The sequence below is a fragment of the Nostoc sp. genome (assembly GCF_036917675.1).
In the GTDB taxonomy this organism is placed as follows: Bacteria; Cyanobacteriota; Cyanobacteriia; order Cyanobacteriales; family Nostocaceae; genus Nostoc.
Genome location: NZ_JBALCT010000057.1, coordinates 1 through 24,487, shown reverse-complemented (window position 1 = coordinate 24,487; position 24,487 = coordinate 1). Strand labels below are relative to the sequence as shown.

Annotated in this window: 20 protein-coding genes; 14 read left to right on the top strand and 6 right to left on the bottom strand. The window is 40.8% G+C overall.

What is annotated here, in order from left to right:
• The first annotated feature begins 389 nt into the window (after positions 1–389).
• A complete protein-coding gene (gene nblS / locus V7K31_RS21735) occupies positions 390–2,336 on the top strand; it encodes a two-component system sensor histidine kinase NblS (RefSeq protein WP_335096780.1) in 1,947 nt (648 codons plus the stop codon).
• A 144-nt stretch (positions 2,337–2,480) separates the two neighbouring features.
• Here the strand turns inward: nblS and V7K31_RS21730 are convergent, their stop codons facing one another.
• A complete protein-coding gene (locus tag V7K31_RS21730) occupies positions 2,481–2,852 on the bottom strand; it encodes a zinc ribbon domain-containing protein (RefSeq protein ID WP_335096778.1) in 372 nt (123 codons plus the stop codon).
• 262 nt (positions 2,853–3,114) lie between these two features.
• On the opposite strand from V7K31_RS21730, the gene V7K31_RS21725 reads away from it, so the two are divergent.
• The 3 genes from V7K31_RS21725 to V7K31_RS21715 are packed head-to-tail and all read left to right on the top strand — an operon-like array spanning position 3,115 to position 6,044.
• Positions 3,115–4,491, top strand: a complete 1,377-nt coding sequence (locus V7K31_RS21725; RefSeq protein ID WP_335096797.1) for an AAA family ATPase — start codon at positions 3,115–3,117, stop codon at positions 4,489–4,491.
• A 2-nt stretch (positions 4,492–4,493) separates the two neighbouring features.
• Positions 4,494–5,246: a chromosome partitioning protein ParB gene (locus V7K31_RS21720; protein WP_335096776.1), complete on the top strand. Its 753-nt coding sequence runs from the start codon at positions 4,494–4,496 to the stop codon at positions 5,244–5,246.
• A gap of 42 nt (positions 5,247–5,288) precedes the next feature.
• Complete coding sequence (locus V7K31_RS21715; RefSeq protein WP_335096774.1) at positions 5,289–6,044, top strand: hypothetical protein; 756 nt, start codon at positions 5,289–5,291, stop codon at positions 6,042–6,044.
• A gap of 88 nt (positions 6,045–6,132) precedes the next feature.
• On the opposite strand, the gene V7K31_RS21710 is transcribed toward V7K31_RS21715, so the two are convergent.
• Positions 6,133–7,080: a glycosyltransferase family 2 protein gene (locus V7K31_RS21710; RefSeq protein WP_335096773.1), complete on the bottom strand. Its 948-nt coding sequence runs from the start codon at positions 7,078–7,080 to the stop codon at positions 6,133–6,135.
• A 316-nt stretch (positions 7,081–7,396) separates the two neighbouring features.
• On the opposite strand from V7K31_RS21710, the gene V7K31_RS21705 reads away from it, so the two are divergent.
• Positions 7,397–8,146 (top strand): SDR family NAD(P)-dependent oxidoreductase, encoded by a 750-nt coding sequence (locus V7K31_RS21705; protein ID WP_335096772.1) that lies wholly within the window; start codon positions 7,397–7,399, stop codon positions 8,144–8,146.
• 370 nt (positions 8,147–8,516) lie between these two features.
• On the opposite strand, the gene V7K31_RS21700 is transcribed toward V7K31_RS21705, so the two are convergent.
• On the bottom strand, positions 8,517–9,770 hold the full coding sequence (locus V7K31_RS21700; RefSeq protein ID WP_335096771.1) for an ABC transporter substrate-binding protein: 1,254 nt from the start codon (positions 9,768–9,770) through the stop codon (positions 8,517–8,519).
• A gap of 367 nt (positions 9,771–10,137) precedes the next feature.
• Between V7K31_RS21700 and V7K31_RS21695 the strand changes: the two genes are divergently transcribed.
• Positions 10,138–11,706: a metallophosphoesterase family protein gene (locus V7K31_RS21695; protein ID WP_335096770.1), complete on the top strand. Its 1,569-nt coding sequence runs from the start codon at positions 10,138–10,140 to the stop codon at positions 11,704–11,706.
• Positions 11,707–12,187: 481 nt separating this feature from the next.
• Here V7K31_RS21695 and V7K31_RS21690 read toward each other — a convergent pair whose 3' ends face one another.
• Entirely contained in the window at positions 12,188–13,534 is a 1,347-nt protein-coding gene (locus tag V7K31_RS21690; protein WP_335096769.1) for an ABC transporter substrate-binding protein, read from the bottom strand.
• Positions 13,535–13,801: 267 nt separating this feature from the next.
• Here V7K31_RS21690 and V7K31_RS21685 point away from each other — a divergent pair, with 267 nt between their 5' ends.
• The 5 genes from V7K31_RS21685 (at position 13,802) to V7K31_RS21665 (ending at position 18,502) form a co-directional block, all read left to right on the top strand.
• A complete protein-coding gene (locus tag V7K31_RS21685) occupies positions 13,802–15,013 on the top strand; it encodes an RNA-guided endonuclease InsQ/TnpB family protein (RefSeq protein ID WP_335096767.1) in 1,212 nt (403 codons plus the stop codon).
• A gap of 72 nt (positions 15,014–15,085) precedes the next feature.
• Positions 15,086–15,844, top strand: coding sequence for a YebC/PmpR family DNA-binding transcriptional regulator (locus V7K31_RS21680; protein WP_335096766.1), 759 nt, complete (start codon positions 15,086–15,088; stop codon positions 15,842–15,844).
• Positions 15,845–15,985: 141 nt separating this feature from the next.
• Complete coding sequence (locus tag V7K31_RS21675; protein ID WP_335096765.1) at positions 15,986–16,279, top strand: hypothetical protein; 294 nt, start codon at positions 15,986–15,988, stop codon at positions 16,277–16,279.
• Between the two features lie 570 nt (positions 16,280–16,849).
• On the top strand, positions 16,850–17,014 hold the full coding sequence (locus V7K31_RS21670; RefSeq protein WP_335096764.1) for a hypothetical protein: 165 nt from the start codon (positions 16,850–16,852) through the stop codon (positions 17,012–17,014).
• 228 nt (positions 17,015–17,242) lie between these two features.
• Positions 17,243–18,502, top strand: a complete 1,260-nt coding sequence (locus V7K31_RS21665) for an FAD-dependent hydroxylase (protein WP_335096762.1) — start codon at positions 17,243–17,245, stop codon at positions 18,500–18,502.
• A gap of 3 nt (positions 18,503–18,505) precedes the next feature.
• Here the strand turns inward: V7K31_RS21665 and V7K31_RS21660 are convergent, their stop codons facing one another.
• Together V7K31_RS21660 and V7K31_RS21655 are read right to left on the bottom strand one after the other, a co-directional pair.
• Positions 18,506–19,126: a Uma2 family endonuclease gene (locus tag V7K31_RS21660; RefSeq protein ID WP_335096761.1), complete on the bottom strand. Its 621-nt coding sequence runs from the start codon at positions 19,124–19,126 to the stop codon at positions 18,506–18,508.
• A gap of 338 nt (positions 19,127–19,464) precedes the next feature.
• Positions 19,465–19,638, bottom strand: coding sequence for a hypothetical protein (locus V7K31_RS21655; RefSeq protein ID WP_335096759.1), 174 nt, complete (start codon positions 19,636–19,638; stop codon positions 19,465–19,467).
• Positions 19,639–19,704: 66 nt separating this feature from the next.
• Here V7K31_RS21655 and V7K31_RS21650 point away from each other — a divergent pair, with 66 nt between their 5' ends.
• The 3 genes from V7K31_RS21650 to V7K31_RS21640 all read left to right on the top strand — a co-directional run bounded on the left by V7K31_RS21650 (position 19,705) and on the right by V7K31_RS21640 (position 24,298).
• Positions 19,705–21,099 carry a carotenoid oxygenase family protein gene (locus V7K31_RS21650; RefSeq protein WP_335096758.1) on the top strand — a complete coding sequence of 465 codons (1,395 nt, stop codon included), beginning with the start codon at positions 19,705–19,707 and terminating at the stop codon, positions 21,097–21,099.
• Positions 21,100–21,580: 481 nt separating this feature from the next.
• Positions 21,581–23,773: a lytic transglycosylase domain-containing protein gene (locus V7K31_RS21645; RefSeq protein WP_335096757.1), complete on the top strand. Its 2,193-nt coding sequence runs from the start codon at positions 21,581–21,583 to the stop codon at positions 23,771–23,773.
• A gap of 111 nt (positions 23,774–23,884) precedes the next feature.
• The gene (locus V7K31_RS21640) at positions 23,885–24,298 is read left to right on the top strand and encodes an SET domain-containing protein (protein WP_335096755.1); all 414 of its coding nucleotides are present in this window, start codon (positions 23,885–23,887) and stop codon (positions 24,296–24,298) included.
• Positions 24,299–24,487: the final 189 nt, after the last annotated feature.

Genomic DNA, 24,487 nt, shown 5'->3' with positions numbered 1-24,487 from the left:
AATATTTGTAAAATTATAGTGATAGGCTATGGGATACTCTATACACAGATTTTGCAGTAACATCCTAGCGATGGTGTCCTCTTACAAACCACTCGGTAAGCGTAAAGCTCAGTCACCAAGCGTGCTGAGACATAAGTGACTCGTGCGGTAATCAAGCGTTATGAACAAAATTCACCATTCTATGGCGAAAAAGTGGGGTTCAACGCGTTAATCCTCAACTGGACATCAACTGCGATCGCCCAAATGAGGTAAATTCGTTAAGACCACTTTAGCGGGAATATCCCCAGCACTCTCGCATCTCCCATGCCCCTAACACTTTTGTCAAATTAACTGTTAATTTTTTAGTTGTTGGGCTTTATAACAAAGACTACTAACAACTTTATTTTAAGATGCTAGCTCTGTTCAAAACAATTCGAGATGCGATCGCTAGTTGGTGGTCGGAGTTCACTCTCCAGACCAAACTACTGGCTGTAGCCACTTTGGTAGTTTCCTTGGTGATGAGTGGTCTGACCTTCTGGGCTGTGAATACAATTCAGCAGGATGCGCGGATGAATGACACTCGCTTCGGCCGTGACTTGGGGCTGCTGCTTGCTGCCAACGTTGCTCCCTTAGTTGCTGACAATAATCTTACTGAGGTTGCCCAATTTTCTCAACGCTTCTATAGCAGCACCTCTAGTGTGCGTTATATGCTCTACGCCGATGAAACCGGGGAAATCTTTTTTGGCATTCCTTTTTGGGACGCCGAGGTAGAAAACTCCCTCACCATTAAACGGCGGATACAACTGCCAGAAGATTATCCTGGTGATGGGGAAAAGCCGATGGTGCGGCAACATCTAACCCCAGATGGGATAGTCACCGATGTATTTATTCCTCTGATCGTCAATCAAAAATACTTAGGTGTATTAGCGATCGGTATTAACCCCAATCAGACTGCTGTCATTTCCACCAATTTTACCCGCGATGTCACCATTGCCGTTTTTATCACGATTTGGGTAATGGTGATTTTGGCAGGGGTGATTAACGCTTTGACCATCACTAAGCCGATTAAAGAACTGCTGGTGGGGGTGAAACAAATTGCTACCGGGAATTTCAAGCAGCGCATTGATTTACCTTTAGGGGGCGAACTGGGGGAGTTAATTTTAAGTTTTAATGAAATGGCAGAGCGATTAGAACGCTATGAAGAACAGAATATTGAGGAACTGACCGCAGAAAAAGCCAAGCTAGAAACCTTAGTTTCAACGATCGCCGATGGTGCTGTATTGATTGATAACAACATGCAGGTGATTTTAGTCAACCCCACAGCACAGAGAATTTTTGGCTGGGAAGCTGCTGACGTGGTAGGACATAATGTGTTACACCACTTGCCCCCATCGGTACAAATGGAAATCACCCGTCCCTTGTACGAAATGGCAGCAGGTGAATGCGAAAGCGCTGAATTCCGAATTTTTATTAACCAACCCATCCCACGAACAATCCGCATTCTCTTGACTACAGTACTCAACCTGCAAAGGGAAAGTATCAAAGGTATTGCGATTACTATCCAAGATATTACCCGCGAGGTGGAATTAAACGATGCAAAAAGCCAATTTATCAGTAACGTTTCTCACGAACTGCGAACGCCTCTATTCAACATCAAAACCTATATTGAAACCCTGCACGACTACGGCGAAGACTTAGCTTTACAAGAACGGCAAGAGTTTCTCCAAACTGTCAACAATGAAACCGATCGCCTAACCCGCCTAGTTAACGATGTTTTGGATTTGTCAAAACTCGAATCTGGTCGCAATTATAACTTTGATGGCGTAGATTTAGCCCAAGCGATCGAGCAAACTCTCCGTACTTACCAACTTAATGCTAAAGATAAAGGTGTTGAACTTGTTCAGGAAGTTGCTCCTAATTTGCCGCTAGTAATGGGTAATTATGATCTGTTAGTACAAGTGTTTGGCAACCTGATTGGTAATGCCCTCAAATTCACAAAAGCTGGTGGTAAAGTGGCAATCCGCGCCTATCAACTAGATTTCAAGCCCAGTCATACCCAATCTTCTCCAGTGCGGATTGAAATTTCCGATACTGGAATTGGCATCGCTACAGAAGATCAATACTCAATTTTTGAACGCTTCTTCCGCGTAGAAAACCGAGTTCACACCCTAGAAGGCACGGGTTTAGGTTTATCGATTGTCAGAAATATCATCGACAGACATCATAGTAAAGTCCATCTAGTGAGTGAAGTCGGCATTGGCACGACTTTTTGGTTTGATTTAGCCGCATTTGAGGAAAAAGCGCCACCGATAGTGATTGAGCCTGTTGCTGAAGCATCAAAAATCACCACAGTCTGAAGGTTAGGAATTGGGCATGGGGCATGGGGCAATTCAATTTTGGATTTTGGATTTTAAATTTTGGATTAAATTTCAATTCTTTAATCCAAAATCTCAAATCTAAAATTCTTGCTCCCCCACTCTCCACTCCCTACAAAACACCAATCAAGGTCTTAATATAACGAACAACAAACAGACCAATAATAAACCTAATAGCAACAGCAAAGCCTGATTGCGTTTTATCCAACTTTTCACCGTTACTGCAAAACCGTTAGTGTAACGCTGCTGTTGCAACTCTAACTTTGTCTCTTCAATATTTTGGTAGAGGGTACAGTCTTTCGCGTAGGGACGCTGGGGAAAATTGCAAGTATTATCAGCCTCATAGGTGCAAGTGTCGCATAGATACTTGTCCTTAGTGGCGCGGTGCAATGGAATACCGGGATGACCGTAAGCTTTGAGTGTCGTCCGGCAATAGGGACAACTAATAGCTTGATTATCAACGAGTTGATGGCAGTGGGGACAAGATACAGTAGCCAAAACCTTTAGCGCAAATACGTTAAGTAAACACTTTGATTCTAGCCATTTACAAGGGTAATGGAGAAATACATACGTAGGTTGTTAATTTTGAAGATGACTAGCTCTCCAAATTGATTATTTTCTCAGCAAAACTACTACTATTATGATGATTTTTATATTTTTGTAAGTGATTTTTATCACGCAAAATAATTAATGATATGCCATAATCTAGCAAATATCAGTTTTGTCCCAAGTCCAAGAATTATTTAGAGGTAGAAAAATATTGCCTTTTAATCCTGAGCTGTGCCGTAACGAAAGCGAAGTTGAAAGCAAACTCATAGTGCAATATTTGCTACCACAGCTAGGTTATACTCCTGACACCTGGCATCAAGAAGTTGCCGTTGGTAGCATCCGCTTAGATTTTTTAGCATTTGCAGCACAAGTGATTCCTTTTGTCTTAGATGCAAACTCACCCTTGAGTGTTGTCATGGAGGCAAAGCATCCCAAACAAAACTTAAATAATCATGTCCACCGACTCAGGCATTATTTAACCAGCTTGAATGTCAGGTATGGATTGTTGACTAATGGGAAAGAAATTAGAATTTATCAAAAATTGCAGACTGATATTCAGTTAATATTTCAATGCTCTGGGAAAGAAGTTGAGACGAAATTAGAAAATATTAAAGGTTTAATTGGTAGAGAGAGTCTTAAAAAAGGACAGTTCGTAAATAAAGCAGAAGTTCAAATAGAAAATAATTTAAATTTGGAAATCAAGAGGCAACATTCAATGAAAACTATTGCAATCTACCATAATAAAGGCGGCGTTGGTAAGACTACTGTTGCAGTCAACCTTGCAGCAGCATTGAGTAAAAAAGGTAAAAGAGTACTTTTGATTGATATAGACTCCCAGGCAAACACTACTTTTGCTACAGGATTAATCAAATTTCAATTTGATGAAGATGACGATTTACGCGAACAAAATGTATCTTGTTTATTAGAATCGTCAGATTTCAATTTTATACCGGAAATTATGCGTCAATCTCATTATTTTAATAATCCAGAGGTAGATGTTGTTCCATCACACATTAAGTTGATTGATAAGCAAGATACTCTAACTAGAATAGGAGTTAGCAAAAGTAGGCTTATTCTCAAACTCAAAAATGTAGAAAACAATTATGATATTGTAATTATCGATACTCCTCCATCAAGAGATTATTATGCAGAAGTTGCCCTAATTGCTTCTGATTATTTGATTATTCCTTCAGATTTAAAACCATTTGCAAACCAAGGTTTACCAACAGTCAAAAGTTTTCTGAAGCAAATTAATGAATTCAGAGAACTTATGGGCAAGCTGCCAATTAAGATAATAGGGGTTCTTGCTTCTAAAATTTCAACTAATCCTAAATTCTTGCAGTACACTTTCCCAAGACAAAGAAGTGTCATATCTGAGCGCTATGAATTACCTTTGATGGAAGCAGTTATTTATGATAGAACCTCTCTTTCAGAATGTATGAATAATACTATAACAGTTGGAGATTTAGAATACCCAGACCCAAAATCAGTTATCAAATATGCAGAATCAAAAACTAATGCTCAACAATCTGCTATGGAATTTGAGATGCTAGCCAAAGAAGTTTTAAAAGAAATAGGAGTTAATTAATAATGAAATTTTATACTGTTGATGTAAAAAATATTACTTGTGATGTACCTCTATCTAATTTCTCAAATGATGCTTTAAATAGCCTCGCTGATATAATTATAGAAAGCGGGGGAATTATCAGACCATTAATTTTGAAAACTACAGGTTTAGAGACTTATGCAGTAGTTGATGGATATTTTGAGTATTATGCTGCTGCTAGAGCAAGAGAAAAAAATCCTCGTCAATGCGAAATGGTGAATGCCTTTGTAATTTCCCCTAAAAACGAGGATGAAATATTTAAGCAAGTAGCTGCATTCAGGAAATTAGGTTCTGATAATAAACCAGAAGTTGAAACTCCAATTAAAACAAATCATTCAGAAATAATTTCAAAAAATAATGATTTTAATTTGTTTGAAAAGCAAGTTAATGAGATCAGATCAGAACTGGCACAAGAGAGACAAGAAAGACAGAAACTATACGAGACTCTCAAGTTGATTGAAAGTCAGATACCTAAACAGATTATACCATTAGATGCATTTAATGGTTTAAGTTTGCTAGAACTGACTTTCAGATTAAGAACTGCTGGTTTTACTGATAGAAAAGCTGTTCAGGTTGCTGAAAGTGTAGAAAAAGAACGTAAAAATAAAAAATTTGAATCTTTGAAAGACGTATTAGCAAGAGTAAAAATTGCTAGTGGCAAAAAACAGATTAAAGGTATCAGTGGCGATAAAATGGTAGATATTGTTGATAGCTGGTCACGTATCTTGTTTATTTAAAATTTAGGTACATCTGAGTTGCAAGAATAATTCGGGGCTAATATGGATAGTCTGGAATCTCAAATTATTGAAATATTAAAACGTGGCACTCCCATAAGGGCAGTAAAAATTGCTGAAATACTGGGAGTTGAAAGACGGGAAGTCAACCATTACTTATATTCTTCATTGAAGAATATGGTTGTGCAAAATAGTGAGTATAAATGGTCATTGAAGACAAATCCAATAGGTAATAATCAGCGTATCCCAACTCAACCACGAACACCTCAAAACCAATCATCAAAACCTGTAACGCAAAATAACGTATATAGTTTTACTAAAAAAGATATTCAACAAGATACTCCGATTCAACCACCAATTCGGCCAAATCAATCCTCACAACCCGTCAAGCATGAAAAATTAGAGAAATTTTCTCAACAAAATTTTCAACCAAACTCTCAAATTCCATCCTCACAACCTGTAAATCAAACTAATCCGTATGAAGTTGTCAGGAGAGAACTTGCTCAAGTATCTTCTGAGGAAAAGGTAAAAATTCTAGAAAATGCTTTTAGACAAGATAGATATGCAGAACTAGAAGATGAGCAGATAAATGCTCTCCAATCAATTTTAGAAGAAGCTAGGCGTGAGGTAAATATAGCCAATAGGGCTTATACACAAGGAAAACTAAGCTTTTGGAAGACTAACTCTTTAGCGATCGCAGTCCTATCCATAGCCTTAACTCTTGGTACATTCTTCATCATTAGTCAACTCAGATCCAACTCAACTTACCAACCTAACCCAACTATTCCACAAAACAGGTAGATTTGCCAACCCCTTTGTGGTTTTCCTCTGCCTCTGACTTCTCCCCATTCCCTTGTAGGGAAGGGGGCTGGGGGGTTAGGTTTCATGTCTAACCCCGCACCTGTCGCACTGCATTAAACGCCTTCCCTCGCAATCCAACTGGTAACAAAGATAACCCTAAACCAGTCCAAGCTTTAGCAGTTGAAAAAGACTTTCCTGCTAAAACTAGCTCTCTGCCTTTTTGCGTTTCACCCTTTTCAATTAAACGCAAACCTAATAATAATTGCGTTTCAGTTAGACGATTTTTCCTGATTGTCTCTATTTTCTCAGACTCAAATTTATAACTTTCTAAATACCGGATTTTATCAAATAAATAAGGAATGGCTCGATTGATACCTTGCTGCTCTGCATGGTTGCGATATTCCATCAATAATTCTGGTAAATAATAACCCTTTTTTCCAGCCAAAGCCAGACGCACAAATAAATCATTATCCTCACAATTTTGCATATTTTGCTGCATAAATCCTAATTCTTGCAATGTTTGACGGCGAAATAATGTCGCCCCAATTTGAAAGCTTTGGTGAATAAATACAACTTCCAACAAATTATCTACAACACCTGCTGCTAAATTCTTTCTACCCCAGCGATGAGAATTTTCTTGAGTTTTTGCCTCATCCCGCACATTATCAATATCAATTATCCAATGGTCTGTACCAACAAAATCAATGCTAGAGTCTTGAGCAAGAATAGCTGCGGTACTTGCGAGAAAATCGGGTGTTAGCCGATCATCATCATCAAATTTAATAAAATATTCACCACTGGCAGCATCAAAGCCAGAGCGCATATTATTACTTTTACCAATATTTTGCGGATGACGGATATATTTAATCCGGTGGTCTGTGTACTGTGATATTAACTCAGGTGTGCGATCGCTAGAACCATCATCACAAACAATTAGCTCAAAGTCTTGCTCAGACTGATTCAGTACACTGTCGAGCGCATAAGGCAGGAGATGAACTCGATTAAAAGTAGGAATGCAAACAGTAATTTTAGGCATATTATATACTAATAGCTGGAGAAAATAGATGATCTCGGACGAGTTATTCAGCTTGGGGCGCGAATTGAGCCAGGAACGTCTGGGTAATAATTTTACCGACTTGCTGAACAAATGGCGAGTCTCTTCAGAAACTGGTAGAACTGCTTAAAACTCTAGCTGTTGAACAATTTACCTTCTAGAGAATAATCTCGGCAACGCGGCGGTTCTCACTCCCCATTCCCCCTACATCTTGCTTCTTAAGAGTTGTCTATGATAGTTTGCCAACTAGTATAAAAAACAGTAAATCTATCAAGTTACTAAGGAGTTAGATAATCCGATGACAGGGAAATTAGAGGGAAAAGTAGCAATTATCACTGGCGCTTCCGCCGGAATTGGAGAAGCAACTGCGATCGCCTTGGCTTCAGTTGGAGCTACAGTAGTACTCGCTGCTAGACGTGGCGATCGCATTCAGGCTTTAGCAGAACGCATAGAATCTAGTGGTGGCAAGGCATTATCCATTATCACCGATGTGACTGACGAAACCCAGGTAAATAACTTGGTGGCAAAGGCAAATGCAGAATTGGGAAGGGTCGATATCCTAGTGAATAATGCCGGGATTGCCTTACTCGGCACCATTGAAGCTGGGAATAGCTCAGACTGGCGGCGATCGTTTGACCTCAATGTACTAGGATTGCTATATGCTACTCATGCTGTTTTGCCTCTGTTGAAGGCGCAAAAATCCGGGCATATAGTCAACATTTCCTCAGTGGCTGGCCGGACAGCGCGGGCGGGTCTGGGTGTTTATAATGCTACCAAATGGGGTGTCAATGCCATCTCCGAAGCATTGCGCCAAGAAGTCTACAAGGACAACATCCGCGTCACCATTATCGAACCAGGTTTAGTAGATACGGAAATTGACAACCAAATTACCGATCCTGTTGCCAAACAACGGATCGAAGAACGACGCAAGTCAATTCAACCTCTGCAAAGCGAAGACATTGCTGCTGCGATCGTTTACGCTCTCAGTCAACCGCCGCATGTTAATGTCAACGAAATCCTCATTCGACCAACGGGACAAGAAAACTAATTACAGCAGAATTCAGAATTAGAATCGTAGGTTGGGTTGAACAAAGTGAAACCCAACAATTAACGTTTAATGTTGGGTTTCGTTCCTCAACTCAACCTACGCAGATTAAGGCTTTTGGCTTTAATTGAACCCTATTGTCTTATCAGGGCTATTTCGTTCTAAACATAAACCGCCCAGAACTAAAGTTCCGGGCTTATAGCTAAAGTCCGTTAAAACGGACTATAACTTTGTCTCAGTCGTCTAAAGACTACTTTCGCTATTAGACTCAGAATTCATTCTGAGGCGGGCTAGATGAGAATGAAATAGCCCTGATTGTCTTATAAGCACTTTAGTGCTTACTATAAACCCCCAAAACTAGCTTGAGAAAGTACTACTTTACGCTTAAGAAAGAAAATTTACCATTGATGCCATTTGGTTCCATCTTCAGTTGGGCAATGTAAAAGTCTTTCTGAATGACATCACCTACTGGTGTAAAAGCAATTTCACCAAGAGGAGTTTGATATTTTCCTTTGAGTAACTCCTGATTCAATTGTGTACGCAATTGTGGCAGCGTCAATTTGTTAATTTTGCTTTTTTTATCCAAAGATTGTAGAGCTTCTACATATACTTGCAAGGCAGTAAAAGCTTGAGCGCTCACTTGGGGTGGTTCTCTACGATATTGTTCAATGTAGGCTTGACGAAATGCAGTGTTAATTTTACTGGGATATACAGGACTGTAAGCTTGAGCAATAATCACGCCATCACAAAGCTCTCTGCACACAGAAAATATATGAGATGTATTAAAACCATTGCCACCAACAATTATTCCTTTATAACCAAGTTCCCGTAGTTGTTTAACTAAATTACCTCCATCTACAGCTAACCCGGATATAATCACTAAGTCTGGTTTTAAATTAATCGCATCGCTGGCTTCACTTTGAAAGTCGGTATCTGTAGTTTGAAACTTTTGTACTGTTACTAAATTCAATTTTAAATCTTTAACTGTCTTCTGAAAAATTTCTGTTTCCGACTTATTAAAAGCATCATTTTGAGCGTAGAATACAGCTACTCTTTTGATTTGAGAATTTTGCTTGAGTGCAGCTTTCACCGAATAAGGAGCGACGACAGCAACAGATGAAGAAACACGAGCAACATAATCACCGATTTCGGGAATGCCTTTAGCAGTATTTGATGCTCCAATAACTGGAACTTGATTATGTTCTGCTATGGGGTCAGCGCTAAAAGCTTGTTGTGACAGGGTAGGGCCAACAATGCCAACAACTTTATCTTTATTAATTAAGGTTTGAAAGGCATTAATGGCTCCAACTTCATCGCCACCAGTATCTTGATATATTAATTTAATTGGTTTACCATTGATACCACCTTGCTCATTAAAATACTTTTCGGCAATTTTTACTCCATCAGTTCCTTCTTGACCAAGTAATGCTATATTGCTTGTTTGGGCAAAAGCGATACCGATCGCAATAGCATCAACTGCACCTGTTGTTAGTGTTGGGTTATTTGCAGAATTTGCACCAGTAGTGCTATTTTTACTACAGCCTATTAGTAGCATAGAGCAGATAAATAATAATCCTGTTTGATGAGCGATACCAACAAAGAGCTTAGGAGCGATCGCATTTTTCATAGATGCATAAGTATTATGTTTATTACGATAATACCGGTTATGTAGGCAAAGCCCACTGTTAATTACCTGAAAATTGCGTAATATATTTAGTAGTGCTGAGTAGTAAATTTTACGCTAAGATGCAAAGGCACTAAGGGATAAGAATTAAATAACATACAATTTATGTCCCAGGCTTACCTCACCCTCAATCCCTCTCCTTATAAAGGAGAGGGAAGCTGGAGACAGGATGAAGTTTTGGATTTTATTTAATCCACGTTCCTAAGAGAAATTTTGTGTTTAGCAGTCTCTGGAAACGAGATTTTAAAATAAAACCCTTATTATTTCGTTACAATCTGCATATGCATTAGGCATTGAAGAGTTATCAGCCATGAAATTGATTTCCGAGCCACCGATTCCTGTAAAAATTCAAAAGATGAAGGAACGGGTGCGGTGGATGCATCCAAGTTTTGGGCAACGGGGAATTGACCAAACCAGCATGGTGATTGACGATCGCAGGCAGGATAGTCCAGAATTTTCGTTTATGGTTATCGGTGATTCTGGCACCAAATCCCATTCTCGACACCACCCCCAAAGAAAAGTTGCTGAACTGATGCTGCCTCACCGCGATGATTGCAGTTTTGTGTTGCACACAGGCGATGTAATTTATGTGGTAGGTTCCCAAGAATATTATTCAACAAACTTTATTGAACCTTATCGGGAATTTCTTGTCGGTGGCGACAACCCCAAAGGCATTTCTTACGATCGCATGGTGTTTAATCTGCCATTCTTGCCAGTACTTGGTAATCATGATTACTACGATGTGCCGTTAATCTACCGTTGGCTGGCTGGAACTACGTTACCACTGCGTCGCTTATTGCGCTACAAAGATAGTGAGATTGGCTGGCATGGATCGTATCAAGGCGATGCCTATGCACGGGCGTTTTTGGACTATACAGGGGCGATGTCTTCCCCAGAATTGGAACGTCATTTAGATCAACACTATACTGCTAAGACTGACACAGGGCGCTGTTTGCGTTACAAACCTGGACAGTTTACCCGTTTACCCAATCGTTATTACACTTTCCGTTACGGCGGGATTGATTTTTTCGCTTTAGATTCCAACACCTTTAATACACCATCACCCTTACCTGCAACTCAAGAGGGAGAAATTTACCGCCGGGAATTGGAAAAGCGTCGCCAGGAAATAGATCGAGAAGAATTGCAGATTTTGGGAATATGCGATCGCCTCAACCCAGATAAACCCACAGAGGCGGAACAACTCGATGAGCTAAGTGCCAAATTAGACCAAATTAATGAGATCAAAATCGATATTGAAAAACAACTAACATCTCAGCAAATGCCTGCGATCGACTTTGAACAACTTGAATGGTTGCGAAGCAGACTAATCGAATCCTGGAACACCTCCGAAGTCCGAGGACGTGTAATCTTTTTCCACCATCCACCCTACGTCACAGAAGCTACCAAGTGGAATCAAGCGCAAACTTTGGCGGTTCGCCACCGCTTGCGCTGGGTGTTTGAACAAGTGGCACAAAATCTTGGTTCTCTAATTAAACAACGTCCTATAGTGGATTTGATTTTAAATGGTCACGCTCACTGTTTCGAGCATCTTTGCACAACTGATACCGGATTTGCTGACTCCCACATTAACTGCATTATCTCTGGTGGTAGTGGTCATCGTCCCCGCTATCAACGGCGAGGGGGGACTGAATTGATGGAGACTTTTACCGAAATTGCCGGTAAACCCATTCGGAAAGTTGCAGATTCAATGCTTTTTGTGGGTCGTCATGACTACAATTCTCAGAATCGACTGCCTTACTCATGTGTGCGGATTGATGTTCTCGATGGTCGCCCACCCAAGTTTATCATCAGACCACTGGTTGCTGAACGGGTTGAAGGTGAGTGGTATAACCGCGAACTTGAACCTTTTGTGATTTAAAGAAAAAACCTCACCCTGGTTATGCTACGCAAAACCTGTCCCTCTCCTTATTAAGGCTACGGTGTACACACAAGTGCTGTCCACATACGTTTCAACTCTTTTACCCACATTTTTATCAGAGTTAAACTGTCATACTTACCGACATCCCGCCCAGAACTAAAGTTCAGGGCTAATAGCTGAAGTCCACTTAAGTGGACTAAATTGATTATTCAGTCCACTTAAGTGGACTTCAGCTATTAGACTCGGAATTCATTCCGAGGCGGGCTAGAAACGTAGTGCAAGATTTATTAATGATATGGCTGCGACAAGACTTGTGTGTACACCATAGCCTTATTAAGGAGAGGGATTAAAGATAGGACAGGGTGAGGTTTTAGAGGACTTTTGGGTAATCTGATAACTTGTGTGTACACCGTAGCCTTAGTAAGGAGAGGGATTAAAGATAGGACAGGGTGAGGTTTTGCAGGGATTTGGGGTAATTGGATTACTTGAAAATTAAATCTAGGCGTTGCTGGGTTGCTTTGAGTGATTCTGTTGGCGAGCTTTTACCCAACAATACAGATTCAATCGCTCGCCCTACACTGTCAGAAATCCGATTGTAACCAGGAAATATCGGACGCGATCGCCCATATTTAGCTTGCTCTAAAAATACCTTCACCTGTGGTATTTTCTTGACGAATTCCTGATATTTTTGACTTTGGCGAGACTTCAAATTCACGGGTAAATAGCCAGTTCCCAATGCTAATTCTGTCTGAAATTCTTCACTCAAAGCATATTCGGCAAACTCAAAGGCTGCTCTTTGGCGTTTCGGCGTGGTTTTGAAAAAGAAGAGATTCTCACCACCAATAACAGTAGCAGGTTTCTGCCCAACCGGAATTGGAAAAACATCAAAATCAACACCAGTCTCTTGAAATTGCCCCAGAGTCCAAGGGCCATTTAATTGCATTGCCACTTTCCCAGCCAGCAAGTCATCTGTCTCATAACCTCGTTCTGGGCCAGATAAAATCGCGGAACCCTCTGTAATTAAATTGCGCCAGAATTGCAAAGCCGCGATCGCACCTTGATTATCTTGCAAATTTACTGCTGCTGCATTCTGTGAATCACTACTCACCAACTCGCCGCCACCACTCCACATAAACGGTAGCCAGGTGAACACTGTAAATTCTCCCTTCCCCAAAGGTAGAAACATCCCATATTGATCTGTTCGTCCATCACCATTGGTATCACGAGTTAATTTCTTGGCAACTTGGCCAAACTCTTCCCAAGTGCGGGGTAATTCAGTAATCCCTGCTGCCTTAAACAAACTCGGACGGTAAAAAATACCAACATTATTCGTCGCAAAAGGCACAGACCAAATTTTACCGTTGTATTTCATTGATGAATATAAAGCGGGGTCAATTTCGGCTTTTATTGGAGATTGATCCAGCATTTCATCCAAAGGTAAAAGCGCATTGAGTTCTACCAATTGACCTGCGATCGTTGGATTGTACCACAACAAATCTGGGGGTGCATTTCCTACCACCGCCGCTAAAATCTTGGGCGTTTGCTGATCCTGTTGCCCAACATAAAGCGACTCTACTTGAATATCTGAGTGGGATTGATTGAATTTGTCTACCAGCTTTTGCAACACATCCCGATTTGGCGGCGGATTTACACCTTGCCACAAGGTTAAATGAATTACTTTATCTTCTTTAACACCAGTTAGAATACTTTGACATCCAGCTAAAGCTAGTATGCCCACCAATAATAGAAGCAGTAACCTCCTAAGATAGCGTGACACTTTCTTTCTTTTTCGCTTGGCATAGCGGGAAGACGAAAAAAAATCGTGCATGATGTTGATTAAAATGATTGATCAGTTCTCGTAATTTAGCTACTACAACTTTGCAATTCTGATGTAGCGTTGCACAATGATCTTAATTGACGTTCTCGCCGTCAGCCATTAAGCTTCCATTTTGTAAACAGACATTTCCAAATATACACTTTAATGGGAAGATAATTATATAGTAAAAAGAAAGCTATGAAATTATCAGACCCTTGCCTTGTCCATCGGTGTGAGCTACAAAACTGCTTGTAGAATGTGAAAACCCGGGGAGGAATAATGCAGCTAGTCGAAAAGCACGTAATCAGGAAAAACCATAAAAACTATCAAGAGATAGATAATTTATGCTTTCTTTCCAAAAATATTTACAACGCTGCTAATTATTTAATTAGGCAGTCGCTTTTCACTACAGGAGAATTCCTCAACTACAATCAGGTACAGAAAAGACTTCAAACATCTGTTGACTATAAGGCAATTGCAGCTAAAGTAAGCCAGCAGATTTTAATGATTCTAGATAAAAACTGGAAAAGTTTTCAAGCAGCATTATTTGCGTACCGGCAGAATACTTCAAAGTTTTTGGGAAGACCTAAATTACCGAAGTATAAGCACAAAACTGATGGCAGAAACTTACTAGTGTATACTGTGCAGGCATTATCTAAGCCAGCATTAAAATTAAGTGTTATCAAGCCAAGTCAAACTGAAATAGCAATACCGACTAAAGCCAAAAACATTGCTCAAGTGAGAATAGTACCTAAGCTTGATCATTACCTTGTGGAGGTTGTGTACAATCAGGAGATACTTGACAAAGTATTAGATAGTACTAGAGTAGCTAGTGTTGACTTAGGACTGAATAACTTAGCGGCTGTAGCTTTCAATCAAGCCGGGATCAAACCGTTCTTGATAAATGGCAGACCTCTAAAATCTATTAATCAGTTCTTTAACAAAAGGAAAGCTGAATTGCAATCAGTCCTCAAAGAAGGGACTTCTAAACGCTTGGCATTACTTTGTACAAAGCGTAACTTCAAAGTTGATGACTACTTACATAAGGCTAGTAGATTCTTAATTAATAAACTAATTGAGTTAGGAATCGGCACAATAGTTATTGGTAATAATGTTGGATGGAAGCAAGAAATTGCTATAGGAACTCGGAATAACCAGAACTTTGTACAAGTCCCTCATGCTAGGTTTATTGAGCAATTAACTTACAAAGCTGAGTTAGTTGGGATGAAGGTAATCATTAATGATGAAAGCTACACTTCTAAGTCCAGCTTTCTAGATTTAGACAAGATTCTTAGGTACAAGGAAGGTGTCAAGCATACCTTCAGTGGTAAAAGAATTAAGCGCGGTCTTTATAAATCATCGCTTGGTTTATTAATTAATGCAGATATCAACGGCTCGTTGAATATCCGAAGAAAAGCAATCCCTGAAGCTTTCGCCCAAGGGATAGAGGGGATTGTAGTTTCCCCAGTGAAGGTTAAACTTCCAAACTAGTAAGCTGGACGTTTGTCTATATTATTAGCAACTATATCCTAATCTTGAATAAAGTTTTGATAATTTAAGATTATGGCAGGACACAGTAAATGGGCAAATATTAAGCGCCAGAAGGCCGTAGTAGATGCAAGGAAGGGAAAAACCTTCACTCAGTTATCCAGGGCGATTATCGTTGCGGCTAGAAGCGGCGTACCAGATCCGGCGCTGAATTTTCAACTTCGCACGGCAATTGACAAAGCAAAGGCTGCGAGTATCCCCAATGATAATATTGAACGAGCGATCGCTAAAGGTGCAGGTACTTTTGGCGGTGATCATGCAATCTTTGAAGCGATTCGTTACGAAGGTTACGGACCTGGTGGTGTGGCAATTTTAATCGAAGCCCTCACAGATAATCGCAATCGCACTGCTGCTGACTTGCGTGTAGCTTTTAGCAAAAATGGTGGCAATCTCGGTGAAGTCGGTTGCGTTAGCTGGATGTTTGAGCAAAAAGGCGTTTGTGTGGTGCCGGGTGTGGTTGATGAAGAACAGCTTTTAGAAGCATCCCTCCAAGGCGATGCCCAGTCTTATGAGATGGCTGAAGATGAGATGGCTGAAGTATTTACTGACATTGGGAATTTAGAAACCCTTAGCCAAACACTCAAAGATCAAGGATTTAAGGTAATTGATGCCGAATTGCGCTGGATTCCTAGTAATAGCGTAGAAGTTACTGATCCCGAGCAGGCGCGATCGCTTTTCAAATTAATTGACACTCTAGAAGGCTTGGATGATGTGCAAAATGTTACAGCTAACTTTGAAATGGCAGATCATCTGATCGCAACGAGTATCACTTAATTAGCAAGGTATTTACTTAAAGTCATCTATCTTTGAATAGAGATAATTAAAAAATCACACCTAAGATTCACACAAATTACAAACCAATGACATACGACTAATAGATAGTTAAACAATTGCTTATTTGATGAGGAGTTTCAAATGAATAAGTTCGCTAAAGCCTTACTTTTGGCTCTAATGTTTGCTGCCCCTGTAGCCGTTTCTACATCTACTGTTCAAGCCAAAACTACTCCTAGCCCCACTGCAACTTACGCAACTGCTAAAGTTACCAAATCCAAGACTGCAAAACGGAAACATCATAAACACAAACACCACCATTCCAGCAAAGGTGTTAAAAGTAAATCCGTAGTTAAACAATCCGCAGTTAAAAAACCCGTTACTCCACCAGATGCAACTACGCCACCCGCACCTACACCAACTACCCCAAATAACTAATTATTGATGAAAGTAAATAGCTGTTCTTCTCATCTTTTGCAAAGCCGCTAGACGCTTCCTTAATATTTGCTTAATAATGGTTAAGCTTTCATATTTTGTAGTAGTTATATAACAAGTTTATTTTCTACTACTCTCTAACTACATACCATACAATTTAGACCTGCTGTGGATCACAGCAGGTTTTTTTGAAGTTGGTAAATTTCTTTAAAACAATAGAATCACTCTTATTTATAGCGGTTCTCAAGTGCATGAAGTACATCAAATCAAAACCTCACCCCCAACCCCTCTCCTTATTAAGGAGAGGGGAGATAAAGTACAGGTTTGTCGGGGTGAGGTTAAGCTGTACGTCACTAAATTAGGAAACGCTATAGTCTAACAATTAATTATGGCTACTTGCCAAAAAAGCTTCGTAGTTTTTTCTCTGAAGACTAATAAATTGTCAGGTGTATATAGATGTTAATATCGGCAAAAATATCCACGAAAACTTCATATAAATAACAAGATATCGACATATCTATTTGTCATATTTAATTCAGAGATTCACTGAATAAAGAGGATCAAGGAAATCACATGAACAAGTTTGCTAAAGGTTTAATTATAGCTCTGGCGATCGCTACCCCCGTAGCCATTGCTGCACCAATCTTTCAAGCTACACCGGCTTCAGCTGCTGTTAAGTATCATAGACATCATCACAAAGGAATACGTCACCATCACATTCGCAAACATCATCCATAATCTCCTGCTGTCAAACACAGCATATTTAATGATAAGTTACTCTTAGTAGTAATAGTTGGTAATAGCTCTGCAACAAAATTTATACTTTATTTATCTGTAAAATAAGTAAAGCTGTGTAACCTCGCTGTTGTCCTTAGTCATCAGTGAGGTTTTTCAACTTTATTAACTTGCCTTAAAGGGCGCGATCGCGTCAAAATAAGAGTGAAGACGCTGTAACCTAACTTAACAATGGCCTTAACGCAGCTTGAGCAAACTCTTTCCCCTCAACCAACACCGCCAAATGAGCGGGGATATGAATATGATTTGGTAATTGTCGGCGGTGGGATTATTGGGTTAACTCTAGCCTCTGCTTTAAAAGATTCTGGCTTGAGTGTCTTGCTGATTGAGGCGAAACTAGCATCAGCGGCGGTAGCAAAGGGACAAGCCTATGCAGTTCATAAGCTTTCGTCGCTAATTTATCAAGGAATTGGAGTTTGGGACAAAATGTTGCCTCAAATAGCCAAATATTGCCGGGTTCGTCTTTCTGATGCGGATTCTCCCAATGTGGTAGAATTTACCACAGATGATTTAAAGACATCAGAGTTGGGTTATGTGGCGGAACACCAAGCGCTGTTGCAACCATTGCAGGAGTTTGTCCAAAATTGTCCAAATGTGACTTATCTATGTCCGGCGGAAGTTGTAAATACGCAGTACCAGCAGGATGTAGTAGCGATAGATATTAAAGTTGCCGATCGCTTACAGACAGTCAAGAGCAAATTACTAATCGCAGCAGATGGGGCGCGATCGCCGATTCGTCAAGCTGCTGGGATCAAAACCTCTGGCTGGAAATATTGGCAGTCTTGCATAGTTGCATTTGTCAAACCAGAAAAACCGCACAATAACACCGCTTACGAAAGATTTTGGTCTAGCGGTCCTTTTGCAATTTTACCTTTACCGGGGAACCGTTGCCGCATTGTCTGGACAGCCCCCCACGAAGAAGCAAAAGCTTTATGTGCTTTAGATGATCAGCAATTTTTAAGAGAATTAACCCGTCGCTATGGCAATCAGATGGGTAAATTGGAATTACTAGGCGATCGCTTTGTATTCCAAGTACAACTCATGCAAAGCGATCGCTATGTTCTCCCGCGACTGGCATTAATTGGTGATGCGGCGCACAATTGCCATCCTGTGGGCGGACAAGGTTTAAATCTGGGTATTCGGGATGCAGCAGCTTTGGCGCAAATAATCCAAGCAGCACACCAAGCCGGTAAAGATATTGGCGACATTCAAATTCTTAAAGGTTATGAACGTTGGCGCAAGTTGGAAAATCTGACGATTTTAGGTTTCACCGATTTGTTAGATCGGATGTTTTCTAATAATTTCTTACCTGTAGTAGTGGTGCGTCGCCTCGGTTTATGGTTTTTGCAGCGAGTACCTGTATTAAAGGTGTTTATGCTGAAGTTGATGATTGGTTTGAAGGGACGGACTCCAGAATTGGCAAAACGATAAACGCTACACCACACCAGCTTGAAAAATCTGATTTGGGGTGAGATTCAATTCGGGAAAAGTTTGAGAAATAATGCGATCGCTATCTCGAAACTTACTTATCTGATATTCCCCATCAACTAAGTTACAAACAGAGATTGTTGATTGTTTGGGATTACCGATAAAATTACGTCCACCCAAGGCAGCATAATCGACAATCCAGTATTCGGGGATACCCATCTCTTCGTAGTCAGCGTATTTTAAGTAGTAATCGTCCCGCCAGTTAGTTGATACAACCTCAATTGCCAAAGGGATCGATGCACCCAAACTAACGATAGATTGTTTTTTCCATAATTTTTCGCTTGCCAGATTTGCACGATTTAGCACCAACACATCTGGGACGTAACCAGAATCTTTTTCAGGAGGTCTAACTATAACTTGGTTGGGCATGAAGTAGGGCAATCCTAGACGTTGGATTTCAACAGCAATTTCGATACATAGAAATCCTTTAACTTCTTCGTGTTCCCCTACTGGTTGCGCTATTTCAACAATTTGTCCTTTATGTAGTTCGTAGCGTACTCGTCGAATTTCGGGTAGCCAATCGACAAATTCCTCAAAGGTTACTAGCTTGGGTATGGCTTGAGTCATAGATGATAGAGAATTACTGATGATAGAAATATTATCTCTAATCTAGGAGACTGCGGACAGCTTTTTCTTTGCTATTTTGGCGATGGCTACGGCGGGCTACGCCTACCCATTTGCTATATAAATAAGCACAATAGACTTGTTGCATAAATCAAAAAAAAGAACCCCACCCCGCCTTTGACTTACGTCAAAGTCTCCCCTCCCCGCAAGCGGGGAGGGGCTGGGGGTGGGGTGCAATGACTCTGGGAATCATAACTAATTATCCGAACTTGATATTAGGGGACTTGTGCAAGAGGTCTAATTTAGAGAATTTCCAGAAGCGATGCCTACGGCTGCTACGCCTACGCATTTGCTACATCGGCGATCGCATTTGCTATATCGGCGATCGCATTTGCTACATCGGCGATCGCATTTGCTATATCGGCGACCTCATTTGCTATATCGGCGACCTCATTTGCTATATCGGCGACTCCATTTGCTATATCGGCGACTCCATTTGCTATTCGCTGAGACATTAGCAATTTGTGATATAAAAAGCAAACACCAAGCTAGAGAATTAGGCGCTTTCATCAGGAAAACAAATGGCAATAACAGCAGTCAATCCTTATCTTGATGGTAACTTTGCACCAATCCATCAAGAAATTACCACTGACACCTTGCAAGTAATAGGTGAACTACCACCGGATTTATCGGGGATATTTGTCCGCAATGGTGCTAATCCACAGTGGAAGCCAATTGGTCCGTATCACTGGTTTGATGGAGATGGGATGTTGCATGGTGTGCGAATTCACAATCGCAAAGCAATTTATTGCAATCGCTACGTTCAAACTAAAGGATGGAAAATAGAGCAAGCAGAGGGTAAGACCATCTGGTCTGGTTTGATGGAACCACCGCAAATGGATAATCCTTATGGGCCATATAAAAATACTGCTAATACAGCTATTGTTTGGCACGCGGGTCAACTATTAGCATTATGGGAAGGAGGAGCGCCTCATGCTATTAAGCTACCTGAGTTAGAGACAATTGGCGAGTACACCTACAATAGCAAGCTAACTTCTGCCTTTACTGCTCATCCTAAATTAGACCTAGTTACCGGCGAGATGATGTTTTTTGGCTACTCTCCATTTACACCGCCTTACTTACAATATGGCGTGATTTCAGCAGCAGGCAAGTTGTTACGGACTGAGCCAATTGACTTGCCAATAGGAGTGTTGATGCATGATTTTGCAATCAGCGAAAACTATACAATTTTTATGGATCTGCCCCTGACTTTTAATCCAGAACGGGTACAACGAGGAGAACCTCTGCTATTATTCGAGAGCGATCGCCCCAGTCGCTTTGGCATCTTACCACGTCATGGAAATAATCGTGATGTCCGTTGGTTCGAGAGTTCAGCTTGTTTCGTACCTCATACTCTCAATGCTTATGAAGAAGGAGAAGAAATAGTGTTAAGCGGTTGTCGAATGAAGAACTCAGGACTTCTAGAACCAGTCCAAAGCTTTGATGAACAAGAAGGAGTTAACAGACCTCTATACGAGTGGCGATTTAATCTCAAGACTGGTCTTGTTAAAGAAACAATGTTAGATAATGTACCCATTGAATTTCCCCGTGTGAATGAACAGCTACTAGGGAAAAAAACACGATACGGCTACTGTGCAAGAGTCGCTAATAATCCAATTGTCTTGTTTGATGCGCTCATCAAGTACGATTTTAATCGTGGTAAATCTGAAACATTAGAATTCGGAGTTGGGCGTTATGGCGGAGATATCGTTTTTGTACCACGTCCTCACGCAACAACAGAGGATGATGGCTGGCTCCTAACTTTAGTTCATGATGAGGGTTCAGAAACTTCTGAATTAATCGTAGTAAATGCCCAAGATGTCACGTCCGGGCCTATAGCGCAGGTGCTAATTCCCCAGCGAGTACCCTATGGATTCCATGCTGCTTGGATTGATGAAGCGCAATTCCAAACTTGAGCAAAATTAACGTTAGTGGTTGATGTGAGTTGGTGAGCCAACGTGTTGCGGGGGTTCCCCCCGCTCGCTGTAGCGACTGGCTGTCTTCGCAGCGTTAGCGTCCCTTGCGCGTCTGGTAGAAAAGTGGTAGCGATCGCGTGGTTTAGTCTAGTTCGCGGTGCGAAACCTAAAAGCCTTACAGTGATTGAGAGCGGGAAAAATGTACTCAATCGGAAGGCAGACTTGAGGTGTTATGGAAAAAGTATCACATTGACCGGGAGTTCAACATTAGACTTCTCTACTGATCTGACAATTTATGATATACCAAAGATAGATGTAATCATATTTAATATGTGCTATTGACTCAATACTGCCAACCATAGGATTGAAAATTAGGATTTTTCTACATAAAATTAAAAATCTAAAATTAAAAATTGGTAACACAGATGGTTAGGAGTGTTAGAGTTTCAAGAAACTCACCGGAACTTTTCAGCGGGTATTCATGCTGAAGAAACTACAGAAAAAGCAAATTTCGATAATTGCGGGTGCAGCACTATTTGCCTTTTTAGCTGGGGCAATGGTATCAGCACCTCAGATTGGCAAGTCTCTGGGGAAATGGCTCAAACTGAGTCAGAATCAAGCACAGCAAACATCAGAGGGTAGCATTGCCCAATCGGCTGTCTTTCCACTGGTATCAGAATCGCTGCCAGAACGGGCGGCAAAACTAGCAGCGATCGCTCAAGAATCGCGATCGCCAGACCGAAATCGCGCTCGTTATCTTTTGGCGAGTGATTACATTGAAAGAACCCAAGCGCAAAAAGCCCTAGTTTTACTAGACGGATTAGAGAAAGACTATCCCATTCTCGCGCCCTACATTTTGCTGAAACAGGCACAGGCAGAGGATATACTGGGGAAAGATGGCAAAGCTTCGGATCTCAGGCAAAGCGTGCTGAAACAGTATCCCAAAGAAGCGGCCTCTGTGAAAGCGCTCTATCTAATTGCCCAACCGAAGCAACAAGAAATAGCGATCGCTCAATTTCCTTCCAACCCTCTGACTTGGGAAATTATTCGCAAACGCTTGCAAGAAAATCCCAATCAGCCACAATTACAATTGATTTTGGCTAAATATGCCTATGACCAACCAGGCATAGTGGGCGTTTTGGATCAGTTAGTAAAACAACCTACCCTCAAACCCGAAGACTGGGAACTAATTGGTACAAGCTATTGGGAAAATAATCAATTTCTCAAAGCGGCGAATGCTTATGCCAACGCACCCAAAACATCGCGCAACCTCTACCGTACTGCACGGGGGTTACAGGTAGGAGGCAAAGATAAAGAAAAAGCGATCGCCACCTATAAACAATTAGTGCAGCAATTTCCAAATACTGAGGAAACTGGGAATGCTCTACTGCGTTTAGCAGAAATGGCAACACCTAAAGACGGCTTACCCGATCTTGAGCAGGTAATTAGTAAATTTCCGAAACAAGCTGGTACTGCACTGGTACAAAAAGCCAAAACTCTCCAAGCCCTGAATAATCAAAAGTCAGCTAGCCAAGCGTGGCAATTACTCATAGCCAAGTACGGAAATTCTGATGAAGCGGCAGAGTATCGCTGGAAAATTGCCCAAGACAAAGCCAAAGCTAAAGATTACGTTGGTGCTTGGCAATGGGCAGAACCAATTGTCACCAACAATCCCAACAGTATTTTGGCTCCCAGAGCAGGCTTTTGGGTAGGAAAATGGGCAGCTTTGCTAGGGAAACAGCAGCAATCTAAAACTGCTTATGAGTATGTAATTAGTCAGTTTCCCTACTCTTACTATGCATGGCGAGCCGCGAACATGTTGGGGCTAAATGTTGGCAACTTTAACAATGTGCGCGTGATGAACCCGGAAGTAATCACACCTGTGCGTCCATTACCGCCAACTGGTTCTGAAACTTTCAAAGAATTGTATCTGCTGGGTCAAGACCGCGACGCCTGGTTACAATGGGAAACGGAATTTCAGAATAAAATTCAGCCAACGGTAGCAGAGCAATTTACTGAAGGGTTGATGCGGCAGGCTAAGGGAGAAAATCTCATCGGAATTGACAAAATTTCTAAATTGGAAGACCGCGAAACACCAGCTGAACTTGCCCAATATCAAACTTTCAGCAAGCAAATCATCTACTGGCAAGCCCGTTATCCATTTCCCTATCTCCGGGAGATTGAAAAATGGTCTACTGAGCGTAAACTCAATCCCCTGTTAGTCACTGCCTTAATTCGTCAAGAATCACGGTTTGAGCCAAAAATCAAATCTATTGCTAACGCTACTGGTTTAATGCAGTTGTTGCCGAGTACAGCTCAATGGATTGCCCCACAAATTAAGGTGGATATCAAAACCATAAACTTAGAAAATCCCAACGATAACATCATGCTGGGTACATGGTATTTGGATCATACTCATCAGCAATATAACAATAACTCCTTGCTGGCGATCGCCAGTTACAATGCTGGCCCGGGCAATGTCTCCAAATGGCTGCAAACTCAAACTACACAAGATCCAGATCAGTTTGTTGAAGAAATTCCCTTTGATGAAACTAAAAATTATGTGCGGCAAGTATTTGGCAACTACTGGAATTATCTGAGGCTTTACAACCCTGAGATTTCTGGCATCGTAGCTAAATATTCTGTTCAACACCCCCAACTACCAGCGCGATAACGTTAAAAAGCTATGAGTTGTGAATGTTGAGTTAAAGCAATTTTTTAATTCCAAGTTCACAACTCATAGTGATGTCTATTTAAAGAACTGAAGACATATAGACTTTTAATTATGCTGACTCCTGAAGAGATAGAAAACTTGATTAACAATGCGCCGAAATGTGAAGTTCGTCAAAGTGTAATTGACGGTTACGGGCTTTTTGCTAAAGAGTTGATATTAGAAGGAGACCAAATAATAGACTTTAGCTTTCCCAATTTTTACCAAGAGGTTAGATATGCCGATCAAACCGATGAATTTCTGAGCGAGGGGAAATTTATTGGAATTAGTGAGGAAATTTGTTTAACGGCTGAGGGTTCAACTAAGTTCGCGGCAGTCAATCATTCTCGAAATCCCAATGCCGTGGTTGACCTTGAAAAACGCCAAATATTTGCTTTGATAGATATTCAACCCAATGAGGAACTAACGATAGACGTGCGTTTGGAGCCAATGTCCGAGCGAGCAAAGCAATTCTCGCCGTGGCTTTGAGCTATTACTGCTGTTGGGAAGAATTTTTGAATGTAGAGATGTAAATTTTTACCAAAAAAATGGGTAAAAGCCCCGTCATAAAGGACGGCTTTAGATTTTATTATATTATTTTATCTACAATATTTCGTGATAAAATATAGAGATGATAGTAAGAGAAGCCAAGCTACTAAACGGAACAAAGGAGCAATA

Coding starts and splice junctions, on each gene's coding strand:
- V7K31_RS21640 (WP_335096755.1), top strand. CDS start 23,885: ATGCTGACTCCTGAAGAGATAGAAAACTTGATTAACAATGCGCCGAAA.
- V7K31_RS21665 (WP_335096762.1), top strand. CDS start 17,243: ATGGCCTTAACGCAGCTTGAGCAAACTCTTTCCCCTCAACCAACACCG.
- V7K31_RS21695 (WP_335096770.1), top strand. CDS start 10,138: ATGAAATTGATTTCCGAGCCACCGATTCCTGTAAAAATTCAAAAGATG.
- V7K31_RS21645 (WP_335096757.1), top strand. CDS start 21,581: ATGCTGAAGAAACTACAGAAAAAGCAAATTTCGATAATTGCGGGTGCA.
- V7K31_RS21710 (WP_335096773.1), bottom strand. CDS start 7,080: ATGCCTAAAATTACTGTTTGCATTCCTACTTTTAATCGAGTTCATCTC.
- V7K31_RS21715 (WP_335096774.1), top strand. CDS start 5,289: ATGGATAGTCTGGAATCTCAAATTATTGAAATATTAAAACGTGGCACT.
- V7K31_RS21650 (WP_335096758.1), top strand. CDS start 19,705: ATGGCAATAACAGCAGTCAATCCTTATCTTGATGGTAACTTTGCACCA.
- V7K31_RS21685 (WP_335096767.1), top strand. CDS start 13,802: ATGCAGCTAGTCGAAAAGCACGTAATCAGGAAAAACCATAAAAACTAT.
- V7K31_RS21690 (WP_335096769.1), bottom strand. CDS start 13,534: ATGCACGATTTTTTTTCGTCTTCCCGCTATGCCAAGCGAAAAAGAAAG.
- V7K31_RS21680 (WP_335096766.1), top strand. CDS start 15,086: ATGGCAGGACACAGTAAATGGGCAAATATTAAGCGCCAGAAGGCCGTA.
- V7K31_RS21705 (WP_335096772.1), top strand. CDS start 7,397: ATGACAGGGAAATTAGAGGGAAAAGTAGCAATTATCACTGGCGCTTCC.
- V7K31_RS21720 (WP_335096776.1), top strand. CDS start 4,494: ATGAAATTTTATACTGTTGATGTAAAAAATATTACTTGTGATGTACCT.
- V7K31_RS21675 (WP_335096765.1), top strand. CDS start 15,986: ATGAATAAGTTCGCTAAAGCCTTACTTTTGGCTCTAATGTTTGCTGCC.
- V7K31_RS21655 (WP_335096759.1), bottom strand. CDS start 19,638: ATGTCTCAGCGAATAGCAAATGGAGTCGCCGATATAGCAAATGGAGTC.
- V7K31_RS21700 (WP_335096771.1), bottom strand. CDS start 9,770: ATGAAAAATGCGATCGCTCCTAAGCTCTTTGTTGGTATCGCTCATCAA.
- nblS (WP_335096780.1), top strand. CDS start 390: ATGCTAGCTCTGTTCAAAACAATTCGAGATGCGATCGCTAGTTGGTGG.
- V7K31_RS21660 (WP_335096761.1), bottom strand. CDS start 19,126: ATGACTCAAGCCATACCCAAGCTAGTAACCTTTGAGGAATTTGTCGAT.
- V7K31_RS21670 (WP_335096764.1), top strand. CDS start 16,850: ATGAACAAGTTTGCTAAAGGTTTAATTATAGCTCTGGCGATCGCTACC.